Origin of the sequence: Streptomyces sp. NBC_01298 (assembly GCF_035978755.1) — a bacterium.
Classification (GTDB): Bacteria; Actinomycetota; Actinomycetes; order Streptomycetales; family Streptomycetaceae; genus Streptomyces.
Map to the genome: position 1 here is coordinate 2,901,895 of NZ_CP108414.1, position 19,093 is coordinate 2,920,987.

The 19,093-nt window shown below is 71.4% G+C and carries 14 protein-coding genes; 5 read left to right on the forward strand and 9 right to left on the reverse strand.

The window, feature by feature from the left end; genetic code table 11:
• Positions 1-16: 16 nt before the first annotated feature.
• Both pruA and OG730_RS12965 read right to left on the reverse strand, forming a co-directional pair.
• The gene (pruA, locus tag OG730_RS12960; RefSeq protein ID WP_327304381.1) at positions 17-1,657 is read right to left on the reverse strand and encodes an L-glutamate gamma-semialdehyde dehydrogenase; all 1,641 of its coding nucleotides are present in this window, start codon (positions 1,655-1,657) and stop codon (positions 17-19) included.
• A 33-nt stretch (positions 1,658-1,690) separates the two neighbouring features.
• Positions 1,691-2,617, reverse strand: coding sequence for a proline dehydrogenase family protein (locus tag OG730_RS12965; RefSeq protein ID WP_327304382.1), 927 nt, complete (start codon positions 2,615-2,617; stop codon positions 1,691-1,693).
• A 201-nt stretch (positions 2,618-2,818) separates the two neighbouring features.
• Between OG730_RS12965 and OG730_RS12970 the strand changes: the two genes are divergently transcribed.
• Entirely contained in the window at positions 2,819-4,132 is a 1,314-nt protein-coding gene (locus OG730_RS12970) for a PucR family transcriptional regulator (protein WP_327304383.1), read from the forward strand.
• Between the two features lie 10 nt (positions 4,133-4,142).
• Here the strand turns inward: OG730_RS12970 and OG730_RS12975 are convergent, their stop codons facing one another.
• Complete coding sequence (locus tag OG730_RS12975; RefSeq protein WP_327304384.1) at positions 4,143-4,736, reverse strand: TetR/AcrR family transcriptional regulator; 594 nt, start codon at positions 4,734-4,736, stop codon at positions 4,143-4,145.
• Between the two features lie 90 nt (positions 4,737-4,826).
• Between OG730_RS12975 and OG730_RS12980 the strand changes: the two genes are divergently transcribed.
• Positions 4,827-6,380, forward strand: a complete 1,554-nt coding sequence (locus tag OG730_RS12980) for an MFS transporter (RefSeq protein WP_327304385.1) — start codon at positions 4,827-4,829, stop codon at positions 6,378-6,380.
• Positions 6,381-6,447: 67 nt separating this feature from the next.
• On the opposite strand, the gene serA is transcribed toward OG730_RS12980, so the two are convergent.
• The 6 genes from serA to OG730_RS13010 form a co-directional block, all read right to left on the reverse strand.
• Positions 6,448-8,037, reverse strand: coding sequence for a phosphoglycerate dehydrogenase (serA, locus tag OG730_RS12985; protein ID WP_327304386.1), 1,590 nt, complete (start codon positions 8,035-8,037; stop codon positions 6,448-6,450).
• A gap of 277 nt (positions 8,038-8,314) precedes the next feature.
• Entirely contained in the window at positions 8,315-9,316 is a 1,002-nt protein-coding gene (gene ilvC / locus OG730_RS12990) for a ketol-acid reductoisomerase (protein ID WP_327304387.1), read from the reverse strand.
• Between the two features lie 141 nt (positions 9,317-9,457).
• Positions 9,458-9,982, reverse strand: coding sequence for an acetolactate synthase small subunit (gene ilvN, locus OG730_RS12995; protein WP_243337813.1), 525 nt, complete (start codon positions 9,980-9,982; stop codon positions 9,458-9,460).
• Positions 9,983-10,013: 31 nt separating this feature from the next.
• Positions 10,014-11,903, reverse strand: a complete 1,890-nt coding sequence (locus OG730_RS13000; protein WP_327304388.1) for an acetolactate synthase large subunit — start codon at positions 11,901-11,903, stop codon at positions 10,014-10,016.
• Between the two features lie 215 nt (positions 11,904-12,118).
• Positions 12,119-14,974, reverse strand: a complete 2,856-nt coding sequence (locus OG730_RS13005; RefSeq protein WP_327309239.1) for a putative bifunctional diguanylate cyclase/phosphodiesterase — start codon at positions 14,972-14,974, stop codon at positions 12,119-12,121.
• A gap of 360 nt (positions 14,975-15,334) precedes the next feature.
• Positions 15,335-16,300, reverse strand: coding sequence for a 2-hydroxyacid dehydrogenase (locus OG730_RS13010; protein WP_327304389.1), 966 nt, complete (start codon positions 16,298-16,300; stop codon positions 15,335-15,337).
• Between the two features lie 100 nt (positions 16,301-16,400).
• Between OG730_RS13010 and OG730_RS13015 the strand changes: the two genes are divergently transcribed.
• From OG730_RS13015 to OG730_RS13025, 3 genes are all read left to right on the forward strand, one after another.
• Entirely contained in the window at positions 16,401-17,402 is a 1,002-nt protein-coding gene (locus OG730_RS13015) for an aldo/keto reductase (RefSeq protein ID WP_327304390.1), read from the forward strand.
• A 281-nt stretch (positions 17,403-17,683) separates the two neighbouring features.
• Positions 17,684-18,850: a PQQ-dependent sugar dehydrogenase gene (locus OG730_RS13020; protein WP_442815190.1), complete on the forward strand. Its 1,167-nt coding sequence runs from the start codon at positions 17,684-17,686 to the stop codon at positions 18,848-18,850.
• 54 nt (positions 18,851-18,904) lie between these two features.
• On the forward strand, positions 18,905-19,078 hold the full coding sequence (locus tag OG730_RS13025; protein WP_327304391.1) for a DUF6191 domain-containing protein: 174 nt from the start codon (positions 18,905-18,907) through the stop codon (positions 19,076-19,078).
• Positions 19,079-19,093 lie beyond the last annotated feature (15 nt).

Genomic DNA, 19,093 nt, shown 5'->3' on the forward strand with positions numbered 1-19,093 from the left:
TTCTGTGGGGCCTGGGTCAGCCCATGTGGGGGTAGCCGTAGTCGGTCGGGGCCACCAGGGTCTCCTTGATGGAGCGGGTCGACGTCCAGCGCATCAGGTTCGACGCCGCGCCGGCCTTGTCGTTGGTGCCCGAGGCGCGGCCGCCGCCGAAGGGCTGCTGGCCGACGACGGCGCCGGTCGACTTGTCGTTGATGTAGAAGTTGCCCGCGGCGAAGCGGAGCTTCTCCATCGCGTCGGCCGCCGCGTAGCGGTCCTGCGCGATGACGGCGCCGGTCAGGGCGTACGCCGAGACGGACTCCATCTGAGCCAGCATCGCGTCGAACCCGTCGGCGGCGGCGTCGTCGTAGACGTGGATCGCCAGGATCGGGCCGAAGTACTCGGTCGTGAAGACCTCGTTCGAAGGGTCGGTGCACGCGATGACGGTCGGGCGGACGAAGTAGCCCTCCGAGTCGTCGTAGGTGCCGCCGGCGACGATCTCGCAGGTCGGGTCGGCCTTCGCGCGGTCGATCGCGGCCTTGTTCTTGGCGAACGAGCGCTCGTCGATGACGGCGCCGATGAAGTTCGTCAGGTCGCGGACGTCGCCCATGGTGATGCCGTCGACCTCGGCCGCGAAGGCCTCCTTGAAGCCGTCGTTCCAGATCGAGGCCGGGACGTAGGCGCGCGAGGACGCCGAGCACTTCTGGCCCTGGTACTCGAAGGAGCCGCGGGTCAGGGCGGTCTTCAGGATCGCGCGGTCCGCGGACGGGTGCGCGACGACGAAGTCCTTGCCGCCGGTCTCGCCGACCAGGCGCGGGTAGGACTTGTAGTTCTCGATGTTGTTGCCGACCGTCTTCCACAGGTACTGGAAGGTCTTGGTCGAACCGGTGAAGTGGATGCCCGCGAGCTCCGGGTGGGTCAGCGCCACGTCGGAGACGGCGATGCCGTCGCCCGTCACCAGGTTGATGACGCCCTTCGGCAGGCCGGCCGCCTCCAGCAGCTCCATGAGGAGGATCGCGGAGTGGGTCTGCGTCGGGGACGGCTTCCACACGACCACGTTGCCCATCAGGGCCGGGGCGGTCGGCAGGTTGCCCGCGATGGCCGTGAAGTTGAAGGGGGTGATCGCGTAGACGAAGCCTTCGAGCGGGCGGTGGTCGCTGCGGTTCCACACGCCGGCGGAGTTCGCGACCGGCTGCTCGGCCAGGATCTGGCGGGCGAAGTGGACGTTGAAGCGCCAGAAGTCGACGAGCTCGCACGGGGTGTCGATCTCGGCCTGCTGCGCGGTCTTCGACTGGCCCAGCATCGTGGACGCGGCCAGCTTCTCGCGCCACGGGCCGGACAGCAGCTCGGCGGCGCGCAGGATGATCGCGGCGCGGTCGTCGAAGGACATCGCGCGCCAGGCCGGGGCGGCGGCCAGCGCGGCGTCGACGGCCTCCTGGGCGTCGGCCCGCGTGGCGTTCGCGTAGGTGCCGATGACCGCCTTGTGGTCGTGCGGCTGCACGACGTCGAAGCGCTCGCCGCCGCCCATCCGCTTGACGCCGTTGATCGTCATCGGGAGGTCGATCGGGTTCTCGGACAGCTGCTTCAGCTGGATCTCGAGGCGCGCGCGCTCCGGGGTGCCGGGGGCGTACGAGTGGACCGGCTCGTTGACCGGCACGGGGACCTGGGTTACAGCGTCCATGATGCGGGGTGCTCCTTGAGCTAGTGGGAGGGCCTAGTTCTTGGTGATCATCGAGCGGAGGAAGAAGAGCAGGTTGGCCGGCTTCTCCGCGAGGCGCCGCATGAAGTAGCCGTACCAGTCGGTCCCGTACGCCGTGTAGACGCGCATGCGGTGGCCCTCGGCGGCCAGCCGCAGGTGCTCCTCGCCGCGGATGCCGTACAGCATCTGGAACTCGTACTCGTCCAGCTTGCGGCCCGCCTTGCGGGCGAGCTCCTGGCCGATGGCGATCAGGCGCGGGTCGTGGGACCCGATCATCGGGTAGCCCTCGCCGTCCATGAGGATCTTCAGGATGCGGACGTACGCCTTGTCGATCTCGGCCTTGTCCTGGTACGCGACCTCGGCGGGCTCCTTGTAGGCGCCCTTCACGATGCGTACGCGGCTGCCGGCCGCGGCCAGGCGGCGGGCGTCGGCCTCGGTGCGGAACAGGTACGCCTGGATCACGCAGCCGGTCTGCGGGAAGTCGCGGCGCAGCTCCTCGTGGATGGCGAACATCGAGTCGAGGGTGGTGTGGTCCTCGGCGTCCAGGGTCACGGTGGTGCCGATGGCGGCTGCGGCCTCGACGACCGGACGGACGTTGGCGAGGGCCAGCTCGTGACCGCCTTCCAGCGCCTGGCCGAACATGGACAGCTTCACGGACATCTCGACGGTCTCGCCGAGGCTCAGGTGGGCGAGCTGCTCGATGAGCTCGAGGTACGCGTCGCGCGCGGCGTGCGACTGCTCCACGGTGGTGATGTCCTCGCCGACGACGTCGAGGGTCACCTCCAGGCCCTTGCCGGTCAGGTCCTCGACGATCGGGATGACCTGGTCGACCGTCTCACCGGGGATGAACCGGTTCACCACGGGCTTGGTCACCGGGGCGGCAGAGACGATTCGGCGCATCTTGTCGCTGCGCGAGGCGGCGAGGATCGCGGGACCCAGCACGGGGTACCTCCAACGGGGGCGGGCAGAAGCAGACATTCAGCCCGCGCCGGGACGACGGAGGCCATAAGGAAAACGCAAGTAAAACCACCGTGAAACCTAGGGATCTCCCCGATCCTCTGCCATCGACAGCTGTCACGCATCCGTGGCCCGGATCTCATACATCTGTCTGAAGGGGGCGTGCGGGGGTGGGAGAATGTGCGGGTGAAAGGCGATTACCAGGACCTGGTGGACGAGATTTCGGCGCTGCTCGGCGCTCCGGCGACGCTGGAGAACCGGGACTTCCGCCTCATCGCCTTCGGCGCGCACGACAGCGATGACGATCTGGCCATGGACCCGGTACGGACCCGCTCGATCCTGACCCGCCAGTCGACCGCGGCCGTCCGGTCCTGGTTCGAGGGCTTCGGCATCGCCCGCGCCACCGGACCGGTCAGGATCCCGGCCGCCCCCGACGCCGGCGTCTTCCGGGGGCGGATCTGCCTGCCGGTGCGCTACCGCGGGATCGTCCAGGGCTACGTATGGCTCCTCGACCAGGAGCCCGGCCCCGACGCGCGGGCGCTGGCCGCGGCCATGGAGGTGGCCCAGCGGATCGGGCTGCTGCTCGCGGAGGAGGCCCGGGCGGGGGCCGACCTGTCCCGGGAGTTCCTCGCGGTGCTGACCGCCGGGCGCGGCTGGCAGCAGGACATGGCGGTGGCCGCGCTACGGGTGGCACTCGGCCCGGGCGGCGAGGGGCCGCACGCCGCGGTCTGCGTGAGCCCGTGGTCCGGCGAGGCCCCGGCTTCGGTCCCGGGAGCGGCGGCCGTGTGCGTGGCGCCCGGGCGGGGGGCCGGCGAGCAGGAGCGGCGCCCCGGCGACGGCCCGGCGGGGCAGTGCCTCGCGGTCCTGATCCGCCTGCGCGGCACGGACCCGCTGGCTCCGGCCCTCACGGCGATCTCCCGCCTGATGCCCCGCGCGGCCGGTGGGGCCGGTGGGGCCGGTGGGGCCGGTGGGGGACGCGGGGCGGGCGGAGCGGACGGGACGGGCGGGGCCGCCAAGGCCGACCAGGCCGCCGGGCCGGGATCACCGGCCGGCGGCAAAGCAGCCGCCCCCGGGGCCGCCACCGGAGTGACCGCCGGGGTGTCCGACCCCGTGCGGGCACTCACCGCACTGCCCGGCGCCTGGCAGCAGGCCACCGCCGCCGCCCGGGCCGCCGCCGCCGGGCCGCGGCTCGGGCCGGTCGCGCAGTGGTCCGCGATCGGGCCCTACCGCATGCTGGCCTCCGTCGCCGAGGAGGCCCTGGACGACCCGGTGGCCCGCGCCCTGCGCGGCCCGGCCAATCCCGAACTGGCCCGGACGGCCGAGGTGTTCCTGGACTGCGCGGGCCAGGCGGGCCGCGCGGCGGCGGCCCTGGGGATCCACCGCCAGACCCTGTACTACCGGCTGTCCCGGGTGGAGCAGCTGACCGGCCTCGACCTCGACGAGGGCGAGGACCGCCTCCTCCTGCACATGGCCCTCAAGGCCGCCCGCCTGCACGGCTGACGGTCACCCGCTAGGGCGCGTCCCGAACGGTCTTCGCCGCCGCCATCCCCGCCACCGCCCGCCGCATTCCCTCCGTCAGCTCCGCCGGGGTCGCGGCCGACGCGGGGTCGAAGAGCCACTGGAGCATGAACCCGTTGAGCAGGGCCTGGTAGAAGGCGCCCGCGGTCCGCAGGTCCTCCTCCGTCAGGTCCTCCTCGGGCACGCCCGTGAACATCGAGACCAGCCCGCGGCGCCCCTCCCCCTGCGAGGCGGCGAGCATCGACCGCAGCTGCGGCATCCGGTCCCCGGCGAGGGCGATCTCCATGCTGGCCGCCCAGATCGGGCCGGACGCCTCGTGGCCGGCGTGCACTCCGTCCCACACCGAGCGGAAGCGTTCCAGCGAGCCGCCCCGGCCCTCCACCCCGGCCGAGAACTGATCACCCCACTCCTGGACGACGGCGATGTAAGCCTCCGTCATGAGGGCGTCCTTGGAGCCGTAGTGGTAGCCGATCGAGGCCAGGTTCGCACCCGAGGCCTTGACGATGTCGCGGGCGGTCGTACCCACGAAACCCTTCTCGACCAGGCACTTCTTGGCGCCTTCCAGCAAATCTTCGCGGTGTCCCATGGCTTCACGGTAGCCAAGACGACCGTCCAAGACAAACGTTCCATACGGCCGTACTAGACAAGCGTTTATGACGCTTGTACATTTCTGCTCATGACGAACCCCGCAGCACGCCCCGCCGGTCTCGCCGGTCGCCGGGAATGGATCGCGTTCACCGTTCTCGTCCTCCCCCTGCTCCTGGTCTCGATGGACGTCTCCGTCCTCTACTTCGCCATCCCGGCCATCACCCGGGAGCTGGACCCCAGCGCCACGCAGCAGCTCTGGATCTTCGACAGCTACGCCTTCGCCCTCTCGGGCCTGCTCATCACGATGGGCTCGCTCGGCGACCGGATCGGCCGCCGCAAGCTGCTCCTGGCCGGCGCGGCCGCCTTCGGACTCGCCTCCGTCGCCGCCGCCTACGCCTCCAGCACCGAGATGCTCATCGCGGCCCGGGTCCTGCTCGGAATCGGCGGCGCGACCCTGATGCCGTCCACGCTCGCCCTCGTGCGCAACCTCTTCCAGGACGAGCGGCAGCGCGGCAAGGCCATCGCGATCTGGTCCGGCGCCATGACCGGCGGCGTCGCCCTCGGCTCGGTCATGAGCGGCGTGATGCTGAACCACTTCTGGTGGGGCTCTGTCTTCCTGATCAACGTGCCCGCGATGCTGCTCCTGCTGATCCTGGTCCCCGTGCTGGTCCCCGAGTTCAAGGACCCGGCGCCCGGCCGCTTCGACCTGCTGAGCGTGCCGCTGTCGATGGCCGCCGTGCTGCCGGTGGTCTACGGCCTCAAGGAGATCGCCGCCGAGGGCTTCACCCCGCTCCGCTCCGGCTGCCTCGCCGCCGGTCTGGCCTTCGGGTACCTCTTCGTCCGCCGCCAGCGCTCCCGCGGCGACGCCATGGTCTCCCGGACCCTCTTCCGGGGGCGCGGCTTCGGCGCCGGCATCGGCCTGAACACCGTCGCCGCCTTCGCCATGATGGGCTCGGCCTACTTCACCACCCAGTACCTGCAGTCCGTGCTCGGCATGGGCACCCTGGAAGCCGCCCTCTGGAGCCTCGCCCCCTCGGTCCTCATCGGCGCCGCCGCCCCCGTCGGCGCGGCCCTCGCCCAGAAGACCGACCGGGCCTACGTCATCTCGGGCGGCTTCGTCCTCGCCGCCGCCGGGTTCACCCTGATCAGCCTGGTGGACACCGACTCGCTGTGGCTGCTGCTGACCGGAGCCGGGGTCCTGGCCTCCGGCATCGTCACGGTGATGTCCCTGGTCTCCGACATGGCGCTCGGTTCCGCCCCCGCCGAGAAGGCCGGCTCCGCCGCCTCCCTGCTGGAGACCGGCCAGGAGTTCGGCGGCGCCCTCGGGATGGCCGTCCTGGGCAGCCTGGGCACCGCCGTCTACCGCTCCGACCTGGCCGGCTCCGAGCCCGCCGTGCGGGAGACCCTCGGCGGGGCCGTGGCCACCGCCCAGGGGCTCGGCGGCGCGGCCGGCGGGCAGGTCCTGGCCGCGGCACGGGAGGCCTTCGTGCACGGAATGCAGTACGCCGCCTGGGGCGGTACGGTCCTGCTCCTCGCGGCGGCGGTGCTCGCCGCGGCCCTGCTCCGGGGACGCGGAGCCCCCGCCCCCGCCCCTGCGGAGCCGGCCCCGGCCGGCGCGGGGATCGCGCACTCGGAGGCGTAACGGAGCGGAACGCGCGAAAGGGCCCGGGGTCTCCCCCGGGCCCTTCGCTCTGTCGCGTGCCGCGGCGTCAGCCGAGGCTGACCGTACGGGCCGAGACGGCGCCGATCTCGGTGGCGATGTCCGCGAGGACGTTCACCGGGGCCTCGGCGTCGACGGTGAGGACCGCGAGGGCCTCGCCGCCCTCTTCGGCGCGGGCGACCTGCATGCCCGCGATGTTCAGGCCGGCCTCGCCGAGGATGCGGCCGACGGCGCCGACCACGCCCGGGCGGTCGGCGTAGCGCAGGACGACCATGTGGTCGGCGAGTGCCAGGTCCACGTCGTACTCGCCGATGCCGACGAGCTTCTGGAGGTGCTTCGGGCCCACCAGCGTGCCGGAGACCGAGACTTCCTGGCCGTCCGACAGGGTGCCGCGGACGGTCACCACGTTGCGGTGGTCCGGGGACTCCGAGGAGGTGGTCAGGCGGACCTCGACCCCGCGCTCCTGCGCGAAGAGCGGTGCGTTGACGTAGGAGACCGTCTCGTCGACGACGTCCTCGAAGACGCCCTTGAGCGCGGAGAGTTCGAGCACCTTGACGTCGTGCTGGGTGATCTCGCCGCAGACCTCGACGTCGAGGCGGACCGCGACCTCGCCCGCCAGCGCGGTGAAGATGCGGCCGAGCTTCTCGGCGAGCGGCAGGCCGGGACGGACGTCCTCGGCGATGACGCCGCCCTGGACGTTGACCGCGTCGGGGACGAGCTCCCCGGCGAGCGCGAGGCGCACCGACTTGGCGACCGAGACACCGGCCTTCTCCTGGGCCTCGTCCGTGGACGCGCCGAGGTGCGGGGTGCAGACGACCTGGTCGAGCTCGAACAGCGGGGAGTCCGTGCAGGGCTCCTTCGCGTACACGTCGAGGCCGGCGCCGGCGACGCGGCCTTCCTTGATGGCCGAGTACAGCGCGGCCTCGTCCACGATCCCGCCGCGGGCGGCGTTGACGATGCGGACGGACGGCTTGACCTTGTGCAGGGCCTCGTCCCCGATGAGACCGAGGGTCTCAGGGGTCTTGGGCAGGTGCACGGTGATGAAGTCGGCGACCTCGAGCAGCTCGTCGAGCGTCAGCATCTTGACGCCCATCTGGGCGGCGCGCGCGGGCTGCACGTAGGGGTCGTACGCGACGATCTTCATGCCGAAGGCCGACATGCGCTGGGCGACCAGGACGCCGATGCGGCCGAGGCCGACGACGCCGAGGGTCTTCTCGCTGAGCTCGACACCCGTGTACTTGTTCCGCTTCCACTCGCCGTTCTTCAGGGCGGTGTTGGCCTGCGGAATGTTGCGGGCCGTCGCGACGAGCAGGCCACAGGCCAGCTCGGCGGCGGTGACGATGTTGGAGGTCGGGGCGTTCACGACCATCACGCCGGCCTTGGTGGCGGACGAGACGTCGACGTTGTCCAGACCGACACCGGCGCGGGCGACGACCTTCAGCTTCTTGGCCGCGGCGATGGCCTCCGCGTCGACCTTGGTCGCGGAACGGACCAGGATCGCGTCGACGTCCACGATCGCGGGGAGCAGCTCCGCGCGGTCGGCGCCGTTGCAGTGGCGGATCTCGAAGTCCGGGCCGAGCGCCTCGACAGTGGCGGGCGACAGCTCTTCGGCGATGAGTACGACAGGTTTCGAGCTCACGTGGGTCCTCACAAGTCCAGTGCGGACGGCCGTCCCGACGGCCGCAGGCGGTGGAGGGGGGTAGCCGCGTGGAAGACGCACGACACTGTGGGCCTGACGCGTTGTGTTGAGCAGTGTAGTGGCGGATCCGGGAGGGAATTCCGCCTGTAAGGAAGGATCACCCGCACGAGATTGGCCAGGGTGGACAAGCGGTCCTCCGCGAGGCCTCTCGTGCGGGTGCCCGAGCCGATGTGCCGCGGGGCCGGGACGCACCGTCCCGGCCCCGCGGCGAAGCGGATCAGCTCTCGTCGTTGTCGACCCAGCTCATCAGCTTGCGCAGCTTCTTGCCGGTGGTCTCCAGCAGGTGCGCCTCGTCGGCGCTCTTGTACGCGTTGTACTTCGGCAGACCGGCCTTGTACTCGGCCATCCAGGTGTTGGCGAACTCGCCGCTCTGGATCTCCGCGAGGACCTTCTTCATCTCGGCCTTGGTGGCGTCCGTGATGATGCGGGGACCGGTGATGTAGTCGCCCCACTCGGCGGTCTCGGAGACCGACCAGCGCATCTTCTCCAGGCCGCCCTCGTACATGAGGTCGACGATGAGCTTCAGCTCGTGCAGGCACTCGAAGTACGCGATCTCGGGCTGGTAGCCGGCCTCGGTCAGCGTCTCGAAACCGGCCTTCACCAGCGCGGAGGCGCCACCGCAGAGGACGGCCTGCTCACCGAACAGGTCGGTCTCGGTCTCTTCGGTGAAGGTGGTCTTGATGACGCCGGCGCGCGTGCCGCCGATGCCGGCCGCGTACGACAGCGCGAGCTGGAAGGCGGAACCGGTGAAGTCCTGCTCGACGGCGGCGATGCAGGGCACGCCGCGGCCTTCCTCGTACTGACGGCGGACCAGGTGACCCGGACCCTTGGGCGCGACCAGGGCCACGTCCACGTTGGCCGGGGGCTTGATGAAGCCGTAGCGGACGTTGAAGCCGTGGCCGAAGAAGAGCGCGTCGCCCTCGTCCAGGTGCGACTCGATCGAGGCGGCGTAGATCTCGGCCTGGAGCGGGTCCGGGGTCAGGATCATGATGACGTTCGCCCAGGCCGCGGCCTCGGCGACGGGGAGGACCTTCAGGCCCTGCTCCTCGGCCTTGGCCTTGGACTTCGAGCCCTCGTGCAGGCCGACGACGACGTCGACGCCGGAGTCACGGAGCGACAGCGCGTGGGCGTGGCCCTGGCTGCCGTAACCGATGACCGCGACCTTGCGGCCCTGGATGATGGACAGGTCGGCGTCGTTCTCGTAGAACAGCTCGGCCACTGGGATATCTCCTTGGTGCGCTGGTGTTGCTCCCACCGTACGGCGGGGAACGGAATACGTGGTTCTCGGTCTCGCCATACGAGCGAGGGAGAAACGGACGGGCGGGGCACGGCCGGGCCGGTGTCACCGGCCCGGCCGGGCTCAGGCGCTGCGGTCGAGCGCGCGCAGGCTGCGGTCCGTGATGGACCGGCCGCCGCGCCCTATGGCGATCGTGCCGGACTGGACGAGCTCCTTGATGCCGAAGGGCTCCAGCATCTTGAGCATCGCGCCCAGCTTGTCGGTGCCGCCGGTGGCCTCGATGGTGACGGCCTCCGGGGAGACGTCGACGGTCTTGGCGCGGAACAGCTGGACGATCTCGACGATCTGCGAGCGCGTCTCGTTGTCGGCGCGGACCTTCACCAGAACGAGTTCGCGCTCGATGGCGTTGGTGTGCTCCAACTCGACGATCTTGAGCACGTTGACCAGCTTGTTGAGCTGCTTGGTCACCTGCTCCAGCGGGAGGTCCTCGACGTTCACGACGATGGTGATCCGCGAGATGTCGGGGTGCTCGGTGACACCGACCGCGAGGGAGTCGATGTTGAACCCGCGTCGGGAGAACAGCGCGGCGATCCGGGCGAGGATGCCGGGCGTGTTCTCGACCAGGACGGAGAGCGTGTGCTTGGACATGTGAGTCGTTCTCTCTCTCGGCTCTCTCGGCTCAGTCGTCTTCGTTGTCGCCGAAGTCGGGGCGGACGCCCCGGGCGGCCATGACCTCGTCGTTCGAGGTGCCGGCGGCGACCATGGGCCACACCATGGCGTCCTCGTGGACGATGAAGTCGACGACGACCGGGCGGTCGTTGATCGCGTTGGCCTCGGCGATGACCTTGTCCAGGTCGGCCGGGTCCTCGCAGCGCAGCGCCACGCAGCCCATGGCCTCGGACAGCTTGACGAAGTCCGGGACGCGGGTGCCCATGCGGGGGGCGGCCGACTCGCCGAGCTGGGAGCCGACGGCCGTGTCGGTACCCGTCTCACCCCCGTGCAGGACGGTGTTCGAGTACCGCTGGTTGTAGAACAGGGTCTGCCACTGGCGGACCATGCCCAGCGCACCGTTGTTGATGATCGCGACCTTGATCGGGATGTTGTTCAGCGCGCAGGTGGCCAGTTCCTGATTGGTCATCTGGAAACAGCCGTCGCCGTCGATCGCCCAGACCGTGCGCTCCGGCATGCCGACCTTGGCGCCCATCGCGGCGGGGACCGCGTAGCCCATGGTTCCGGCGCCGCCGGAGTTCAGCCAGGTGCGGGGCTCCTCGTAGTTGACGAAGTGCGAGGCCCACATCTGGTGCTGGCCGACGCCGGCCGCGTAGATGGTGCCCTTCGGCGCCAGCTGGCCGATCCGCTCGATGACCTGCTGGGGGGAGAGCGTGCCGTCCTCGGGCAGGTCGTAGCCCAGCGGGTACGTGTCGCGCCAGCGGTTGAGGTCCTTCCACCAGGCGGTGTAGTCCCCGGCGTTGCCGTCGGTGACCTCGGCCTGGACGGCCTGGATCAGGTCGGCGATGACCTCGCGGGCGTCACCGACGATCGGGACGTCCACGGCGCGGTTCTTGCCGATCTCGGCCGGGTCGATGTCCGCGTGGATGACCTTGGCGAAGGGGGCGAAGCTGTCCAGCTTGCCGGTGACGCGGTCGTCGAAGCGGGTGCCGAGCGCGATCAGCAGGTCCGACTTCTGGAGCGCGGTCACGGCGGTGACGGCACCGTGCATGCCCGGCATGCCGACGTTCTGCGGGTGGCTGTCCGGGATGGAGCCCAGGGCCATCAGGGTGGTGACGACCGGGACGCCGGTGAGCTCGGCGAGGACCTTCAGCTCGGCGGTCGCGCCGGCCTTCATGACGCCGCCGCCGACGTAGAGGACCGGCCGCTTGGCGGCGGCGATCATCTTGGCCGCCTCGCGGATCTGCTTGGCGTGCGGCTTGGTGACCGGCCGGTAGCCGGGGAGGTCCTGGCTGGGCGGCCACGAGAAGGTGGTCTTCGCCTGCAGGGCGTCCTTGGCGATGTCGACCAGGACCGGGCCGGGGCGGCCGGTGGAGGCGATGTGGAAGGCCTCGGCGATGGTCCGGGCGATGTCCTCGGCCTTGGTCACCAGGAAGTTGTGCTTGGTGATCGGCATGGTGATGCCGACGATGTCCGCTTCCTGGAAGGCGTCGGTGCCGATCGCCTTGGAGGAGACCTGGCCGGTGATCGCGACGAGCGGCACGGAGTCCATGTGCGCGTCGGCGATCGGGGTCACCAGGTTGGTGGCCCCCGGGCCGGAGGTGGCCATGCAGACGCCGACCTTGCCCGTGGCCTGCGCGTAGCCGGTGGCGGCGTGGCCGGCCCCCTGCTCGTGGCGGACCAGGATGTGACGGACCTTCTTGGAGTCCATCAGCGGGTCGTACGCGGGGAGGATGCAGCCGCCCGGAATGCCGAAGACGGTGTCGCACCCCACCTCTTCGAGAGAGCGGATGAGGGACTGCGCACCCGTGACGTGCTCAACTGCGGCGGACTGGTGTCCGCCGGAACGGGCCCGCGGCTGCGGATGGTGGGCCCCGGTGGCCTGCTCGGTCATCGGCATTCTCTTCTCGAAGCTGAGGGTTTTACGAGGAGGGTTTTACGAGATTCGACGTTGCCAGTGCAACAAAAAACCCCTCGTGCCGGGAGGCAAGCGAGGGGAGCGCGTCGGGTGCGTTGAGCGGGGACATGCTGGTCCCAGCTTCAGCCGACGCGCTTTCCAAGTACGAGAATTCGGGTGCGCATGGCATTGACCCTCCCTCCGGCGGGAGGGTGATGTCAAGCGGGTGGGACGGGCGTCTCATTATGTGAGCCTCTGCGGATGACCATCGAGCCCCCTTGCGAACCACCGGCCAACGCGGGTTGGGCCGCGCCGCCCGGTACTGGGAACGTACCGCGCACGAGCGCTCGGCGCAGCCTGTACTCGTCCAGAGGGCCGGAGAAGGCCATTCCCTGCCCGTGGGTACAGCCCATCGCGCGCAGCGCCATGACCTGCTCGGGGAGGTCCACTCCTTCCGCCACCGACTGCATGCCGAGGTCGTTTGCGATCCGCAACAGACCGGCGGTGATCTTGTGCAGCCGGGGTGACTCCACGACCCCCTCGACCAGGCCCCGGTCGAGCTTGAGCATGTCCACGGGGAGCCTGCGCAGGGCGCTGATGGCCGCGTAGCCGCTGCCGAAGCCGTCGAGGGCGATCAGGACCCCGAGCCGGTGCAGGGCCGCCAGGCGGCGCTCCAGGTCGTCGAAGGGCACCCTGGGGTCGGAGACGGCGAGCTCCAGGACGAGCCCGCCCGACGGCAGCCCGTTGCGGGTCAGCAGGGCCTCCACGGAGCCCAGCGGCATCGACCGGTCCAGCAGCCGCTGCGCGGTCATCCGTACGGCCACGGGGACGTCGTGCCCGGCCCGGTGCCGGTCGGCGGCCTGCCCGACGGCCTCCTCCAGCAGCCAGCGCCCCAGCTCGGCGGTGCGCGAGGCGTCCGGGACGGTGGAGTGCCCGCTCTCGCCGGCCCCTCCCCCGCCGGTCCCGCCGGCCCCTCCCGCGCTGTGTTCGGCGACCCGCAGGAACTCGGCGGGGGTGAACAGGATCCCCTGGGCGGAACGCCAGCGGGCCTGCGCCACCACGGCCGAGATCTCCCCCGAGGCCAGGGAGACCACGGGCTGGTGCAGCAGGGTGAACTCTCCGTCGTGCAGCGCGGTGCGCAGCCTGCCCGCCAGCGCCGCCTTGCGGACGACCTCGGCCTGCATCTGGGGCGCGTACATCTCGACCCGGTCCTTGCCGCCCGCCTTCGCCCGGTACATCGCGAGATCCGCGTTGCGCATCAGATCCGAAGGGGTGATGCCGGGGTCCGCGAAGGCCACGCCGATGCTGGCGGCGACCCGGACCTCGCTCCCGGCGATCCGGTAGGGCTGGGAGAGGGTGGTGCGCAGCCGGTCGGCGATCTCGTGGACCTGGTACTCGCGGGCGGTGCGGTCGCGGCTGCCGTCGCCCAGGATCAGCGCGGCGAACTCGTCGCCGCCGAGGCGGGCCGCGGTGTCCCCGGCCCGGACCGAGTCCTGGAGCCGGCGGGCGGCCTCGATGAGCAGTTCGTCGCCCGCCTGGTGGCCGATGGTGTCGTTGACCGCCTTGAACCCGTCGAGGTCGATGAAGAGCACGGCGGTGCTGTGGTCCCCGGCCCTGCGTCCGGTGAGGGCCTGGCGGACCCGGCGGGTGAACAGGGCCCGGTTGGGGAGGTCAGTGAGCGGGTCGTGCTCGGCGCTGTGCTGGAGCTGCGCCTGGAGCCGCACCCGCTCGGTGACGTCGCGGCTGTTGAGGATGAGACCGCCCTGGTGGCGGTTGACGGTGGACTCCACATTGAGCCACTCGCCGTCACCCGATCTGAACCGGCACTCGATGCGGGTGGTCGGCTCCTCGGCGGGCGGCGCGGCCAGGAAGCGGCGCACCTCGTGGACGACGCGGCCCAGGTCCTCCGGGTGGATCAGGGTGGCCAGCTCGGTGCCGACCAGCTCCTCCGCCTCGCGGCCGTAGACCCCGGCGGCGGCGGGGCTGACGTAGCGCAGGGTGCCGGTGGGCGCGGCGATCATGATGACGTCGCTGGAGCCCTGGACCAGGGAGCGGAAGTGGTTCTCCTTCTGGGCCAGTTCCTGGGTCAGCGCGATGTTGTCGAGCAGCATGATGCCCTGGCGGATGACCAGGGCGAGCACGACCGTACAGCCCGTGAAGACGACGACCCGGTCGACCTTCCGGCCGTCCACGACGTTGTAGAGGATCCCGAGGGTGCAGACGGCCGCCGCGAGGTACGGGGTGAGGGCGGGCAGGGAGCCGGTGATGGGGCGGCTGTGCGGCCGCTCTGCGCGCGCGTGCCCGTGGGCGGCGGGATCGGGGCTCGGGTGCAGGCGGCGGGCGCCCCAGGGGGCGTACGCGAGGAGGAGCGAGCCGGCGAACCAGCCGGCGTCCAGGAGCTGCCCGGACTGGTATTCGGCGCTGAGCAGCGGCGAGGTGAACAGCGCGTCGCTCAGCACGGTCAGAGCGAGGGCCGCGATGGCGGTGTTCACGGCCGAGCGATTGGTCTCGGAGCGGCGGAAGTGCAGCACCAGCACCATCGAGACGAGCGCGATGTCCAGGAGCGGGTAGGCCAGCGAGAGGGCCGCGCGCGGGACGCTGCCGGGGGCGCCGGACTGGGCGGTGCGCGCGGCGTGCGCGAGGGCCAGGCTCCAGGAGAGGGTGAGCAGCGATCCGCCGATGAGCCAGGAGTCGAGGCCCAGGCAGACCCAGCCGGCCCTGGTGACCGGGCGCTTCGCGAGGACGAGCAGGCCCACGATGGCGGGCGGCGCGAAGCAGAGGAAGGCGAAGTCGGCGAGCGAGGGCTTCGGCACGGCCTCACCGAGGACCACCTCGTACCAGCCCCAGACGGCGTTGCCGCAGCAGCCCATGAGCGAGGAGAACGCGAACAGCAGCCAGGCCGGGCGCTCCCGGCTGTCGATGGCCCGGGCGTAGGTGAAACAGGAGACGGCGGCGAGCAGGCCGGCGGCGCTGAGTCCGAAGTCGCCCATGATCTCGGCGAGTTCCTCGGAGCCCCAGCCGAGGGCGGCGCCCACGCCGTATCCGCTGCTGACCACCGCGAGGAGGATCTGCATCGCCAGGGCCTTCGAGCCGCTGCCGCCGCCTCCGGCGAGGGGCCGGCGGGTCAGCAGCGCCGCCCCCGGCGTGCTCACCGGTCCCCCTCGCTGGCTGGTTCCGGCGCGGTCCAGTCCCGGCACCGTCGCCTCCGGCGGCTTCGCCGCATCGGATCCTTCGTCCATTGGCAGTGCATCGCCCGTCGCCCCCCAAAGTGTCCGATCACTCCCCAGCGCCAGACGTTCGTGGCGCAGCCCCTTGGTCCGGACGATACACCACTTTCGTCACTCAGGGACATAGTTTCTCTACGCTCCGTCACCAACAAGGGAGTTGTACCCACCGAGCACATCCGGACGAACGCGGAGCGTGCGCGTCATACGTCAATCCGTGATCAACACCGTGTTCTCCACGGGCTCTCCGGCGGCGAACCGGCGGAGCTGACGGGCCACCAGACGCTTGGCCCGCGGCTCGAACGCGGAGCTGCTGCCGCCCACATGGGGCGTGATCAGGACACCCGGAGCATGCCAGAGCGGGTGGCCTGAAGGCAGTGGTTCCGGATCGGTGACGTCCAGCGCGGCGCGCAGCCGGCCCGACTCCACCTCAACCAGAAGGGACTTGGTGTCGACGACGGGTCCGCGGGCCACGTTCACGAGCAGCGCGCCGTCCTTCATGCGGCCGAGGAACGCGGCTCCCGCGAGCCCCCTCGTCTCCTCGGTGAGCGGTGTGGAAAGGATCACCACGTCGGCCGCGGGCAGGAGTTGGGGCAGCTCGGCGAGGGCGTGCACCGGCCCGCGCGCTGTGGTGCGCGCCGTCCGCGCCACCCGGACGATCCGCTCGCACTCGAAGGGCGCCAGCCGGTCCTCGATGGCCGCGCCGACCGCTCCGTAGCCGATGATCAGTACGGACTTGTCCGCGAGGGCCTCGTAGAACCCGAAGCGCCATTCCTCGCGGTCCTGGCCGCGCACCATGCCGGGGATCCCGCGCAGGGAGGCCAGGACCAGGGTGAGCGCGAGCTCGGCCGTGCTCGCGTCGTGGACGCCCTTGGCGTTGCACAGCCGTACGCCCGGGGCCAGGTCGCCGAGGCCGCCCAGGACGTGATCGACCCCGGCGGTCAGGGTCTGGACGACCCGCAGCCGGGGCATCGCGGGCAGCGGGCGCAGGGTGACGGCCGGGGACTTCATGTACGGGGTGACGTAGAAGACGCAGGCGGCCGGATCGGCCGGGAAGGCGTCCTCGCCGTCCCAGTGGCGGTAGCGGAAGGAATCGGGCAGGCCCTCGATCTCCTCGGCGGGGAAGGGGAGCCATACGTCGGGGGTCTCGGGAGTCTCGGGAGTCTCTGCGGTCATGATCAGGAGGCTATGCCAGGGGATCCGGATCGAGCCGTTAGTTTGTGTGCCGGGAACGGGAGGCCCACCGAGGCCCGGGCACGACCAGGGGGGACACGCGGTGGAGCGCAGGTCGATCGGGGCGGGGGCGCTGACGGTGGGTGCCATCGGCCTCGGCTGCATGCCGATGAGCGGGGCGTACGCGCCTTCGCGCAGACGGCGCGAGGACTCGCTGCACACCGTGCACACGGCCCTCGACCTGGGGGCGAACCTGCTCGACACCGCCGATCTCTACGGCCCCTACACCAACGAGCTGCTCCTCGGCCGGGTCCTGCGCGAGCGCCGGCCGGACGCCTTCGTGTCCGCGAAGGCGGGGCTGCGGGCCGACGGGGTGCACGTGGTGGCCGACGGGCGCCCGGGATACCTGCGGAGGGCCTGCGACGCCTCGCTGCGGCGGCTGCGCACCGACGTCATAGACCTGTACCAGCTGCACCGGGTGGACCCGGACGTGCCGGTCGAGGAGTCCTGGGGCGCGCTGGCGGAGCTGGTGGGCGCGGGGAAGGTACGGGCGCTGGGCTTCTGCGCGCTGGGGGCGGGCACCGGGCCGGGTGCGGGGACGGGCGGGGACCGGGCGTACGAGGCAACGGTCCGGCACCTGGAGCGGGCGCAGCAGGTGTTCCCGGTGAGCGCGGTACAGGCGGAGCTGTCGGTCTGGTCGCCGCGGGCGGCCTGGCGGCTGCTGCCGTGGTGCGCGGCGCGGGGGGTGGGGTTCCTGGCGGCGATGCCGCTGGGGAGCGGGTTCCTGACCGGGACGCTGGTTCCGGGCGAGGGGTTCGAGTCCGGGGACGTACGGGCCCGGCATCCGCGGTTCACGGCGTACGCGATGGCGGCGAACCAGGTGCTCGTGGCGGGGCTGCGGCGGGTCGCCCGGCGGCACGGGGACGGGGTCACGGCGGCGCAGGTGGCGCTGGCATGGGTGCTGGCCCAGGGGCCGCAGGTGGTTCCCGTGCCCGGGGCCGGGCAGGCGCGCTGGGCGGCGGAGAACGCGCGGGCGGCCGAGGTGCGGCTGACCGCCGAGGACCTGGTGGAGCTCTCGGAGCTGCCGGTGCCGGTCGGGGCCTGAACCACTCGATCGAGTGTACGAGTGACGGAACTTGGGACATGGTCGGCGCTGTTGAGTCGTGTGAGGGCACGATCGGAGGACCGGAGGGGAGCGGGGACATGCGAAACGGACAGGGCCGGGGACGAGTGCAGGGACGAGAGCCGGGACGAGAGCCGGGTCGGGGACCGGGCGGGGGGCCGGGGCTGCCGCCGGGGCCGGGCCAGGGGCTGGACCGGGAGCAGGGCCTGGCGGGCGGGCCGGTGCGGGCCTACGCCGGACCGCGCACGCGGGCCCGTGGGGTACTGGCGGCATTCGCCCTGGCGGGATGCGGGGCACTGCTCGCGGCGGGTTGCTCGCCGCCGGCGGGCACCGGAGTCCGGCCGGGCGATGCGCCGGCGAGCTCGGCGGCGGGTTCCGCGCCACCGGGGGCCTCGGGCTCCCCGTCCGCCTCCGCGTCGGCCTCCGGGCCGCCGGCAAAGGGGCGGGTGACGGTGACCGGCGTGGCCGCGCAGGGCCTGGAGTCCCCCTGGGGGGTGGCTCCGCTGCCCGACGGGAACCTGCTGGTCGCCTCCCGGGACAAGGGCACGATCAGCCGGGTCGACGTGGGCACGGGGGCCGTGACCCCCGTCGGGAAGGTGCCCGGAGTGGCTCCGGGCGGTGAAGGCGGGCTGCTGGGCCTGGCCGTGTCCCCTTCCTTCGCCTCGGACCTCATGGTGTACGCCTACTTCACCACCGAGTCCGACAACCGCATCGCGCGGCTGCGCTATGACGAGCGGAGACCGGCGGGCGACCAGCTGGGCGCGCCCGACACCGTGTTCCGGGGGATCCCCAAGGGGCTCATCCACAACGGCGGGCGGATCGCCTTCGGCCCGGACAAGATGCTCTACGCCGGGACGGGCGAGACCGGGGACAGCGGGCTGGCCCAGGACAAGAAGTCGCTGGGCGGAAAGATCCTGCGGATGACCCCGGACGGGGAGCCGGTGCACGGCAATCCGGAGGCCGACTCCGTCGTCTACTCCTACGGGCACCGCAATGTGCAGGGGCTCGCCTGGGACAAGGACAAGCGGCTGTGGGCGGCCGAGTTCGGCCAGAGCACCTGGGACGAGCTGAATCTGATCGAGCCCGGCGCGAACTACGGCTGGCCGGAGGCCGAGGGCAAGGCCGGCAGACCGGGGATGCGCGATCCGGTGGCGGTGTGGAAGACCGACGAGGCCTCGCCGAGCGGGATCGCCTGGGCACAGGGGTCCATCTGGATGGCCGGGCTGAAGGGGCAGCGGCTCTGGCGGATCCCGCTGGCCGGTACGGAGCCGGTGGCGGCGCCGGAGGCCTTCCTGACGGGCGAGTACGGCCGGCTGCGCACCGTGGTGGCCCTCGGGGGCGACAGATTGCTGCTGGTGACGAGCGAGACGGACGGGCGCGGGTCGCCGGAAACCGGTGACGACAGGATCCTGACACTGACCGTGGGATGACCGGCGGTCGACGGGCCGGGCCCCGACGGGGGAACGAAAGGCACGGTGGACGCGATGTTCAACATGATCGAGGAGCTGTTCAGTCCGGGCCGCAAGCACACGGACGAGGAGAGGAAGCGGCTGGAGCTCTCCCGGATCGACGTGAATGACGGCGACCCGGGAAAGGGTCCGATAGACCTGGACTCCGGCAAGGTGCTCATACGGGCCAAGGAGGACCCGGCGGCTTAGCTGTCCTGCGGGGCC

Excerpts from the sequence above, each read along its gene's own strand:
- pruA (WP_327304381.1), bottom strand. The coding sequence starts at position 1,657 with ATGGACGCTGTAACCCAGGTCCCCGTGCCGGTCAACGAGCCGGTCCAC.
- OG730_RS12975 (WP_327304384.1), bottom strand. The coding sequence starts at position 4,736 with ATGGGACACCGCGAAGATTTGCTGGAAGGCGCCAAGAAGTGCCTGGTC.
- OG730_RS12980 (WP_327304385.1), top strand. The coding sequence starts at position 4,827 with ATGACGAACCCCGCAGCACGCCCCGCCGGTCTCGCCGGTCGCCGGGAA.
- ilvN (WP_243337813.1), bottom strand. The coding sequence starts at position 9,982 with ATGTCCAAGCACACGCTCTCCGTCCTGGTCGAGAACACGCCCGGCATC.
- OG730_RS13000 (WP_327304388.1), bottom strand. The coding sequence starts at position 11,903 with ATGCCGATGACCGAGCAGGCCACCGGGGCCCACCATCCGCAGCCGCGG.
- OG730_RS13005 (WP_327309239.1), bottom strand. The coding sequence starts at position 14,974 with ATGCAGATCCTCCTCGCGGTGGTCAGCAGCGGATACGGCGTGGGCGCC.
- OG730_RS13010 (WP_327304389.1), bottom strand. The coding sequence starts at position 16,300 with ATGACCGCAGAGACTCCCGAGACTCCCGAGACCCCCGACGTATGGCTC.
- OG730_RS13025 (WP_327304391.1), top strand. The coding sequence starts at position 18,905 with ATGTTCAACATGATCGAGGAGCTGTTCAGTCCGGGCCGCAAGCACACG.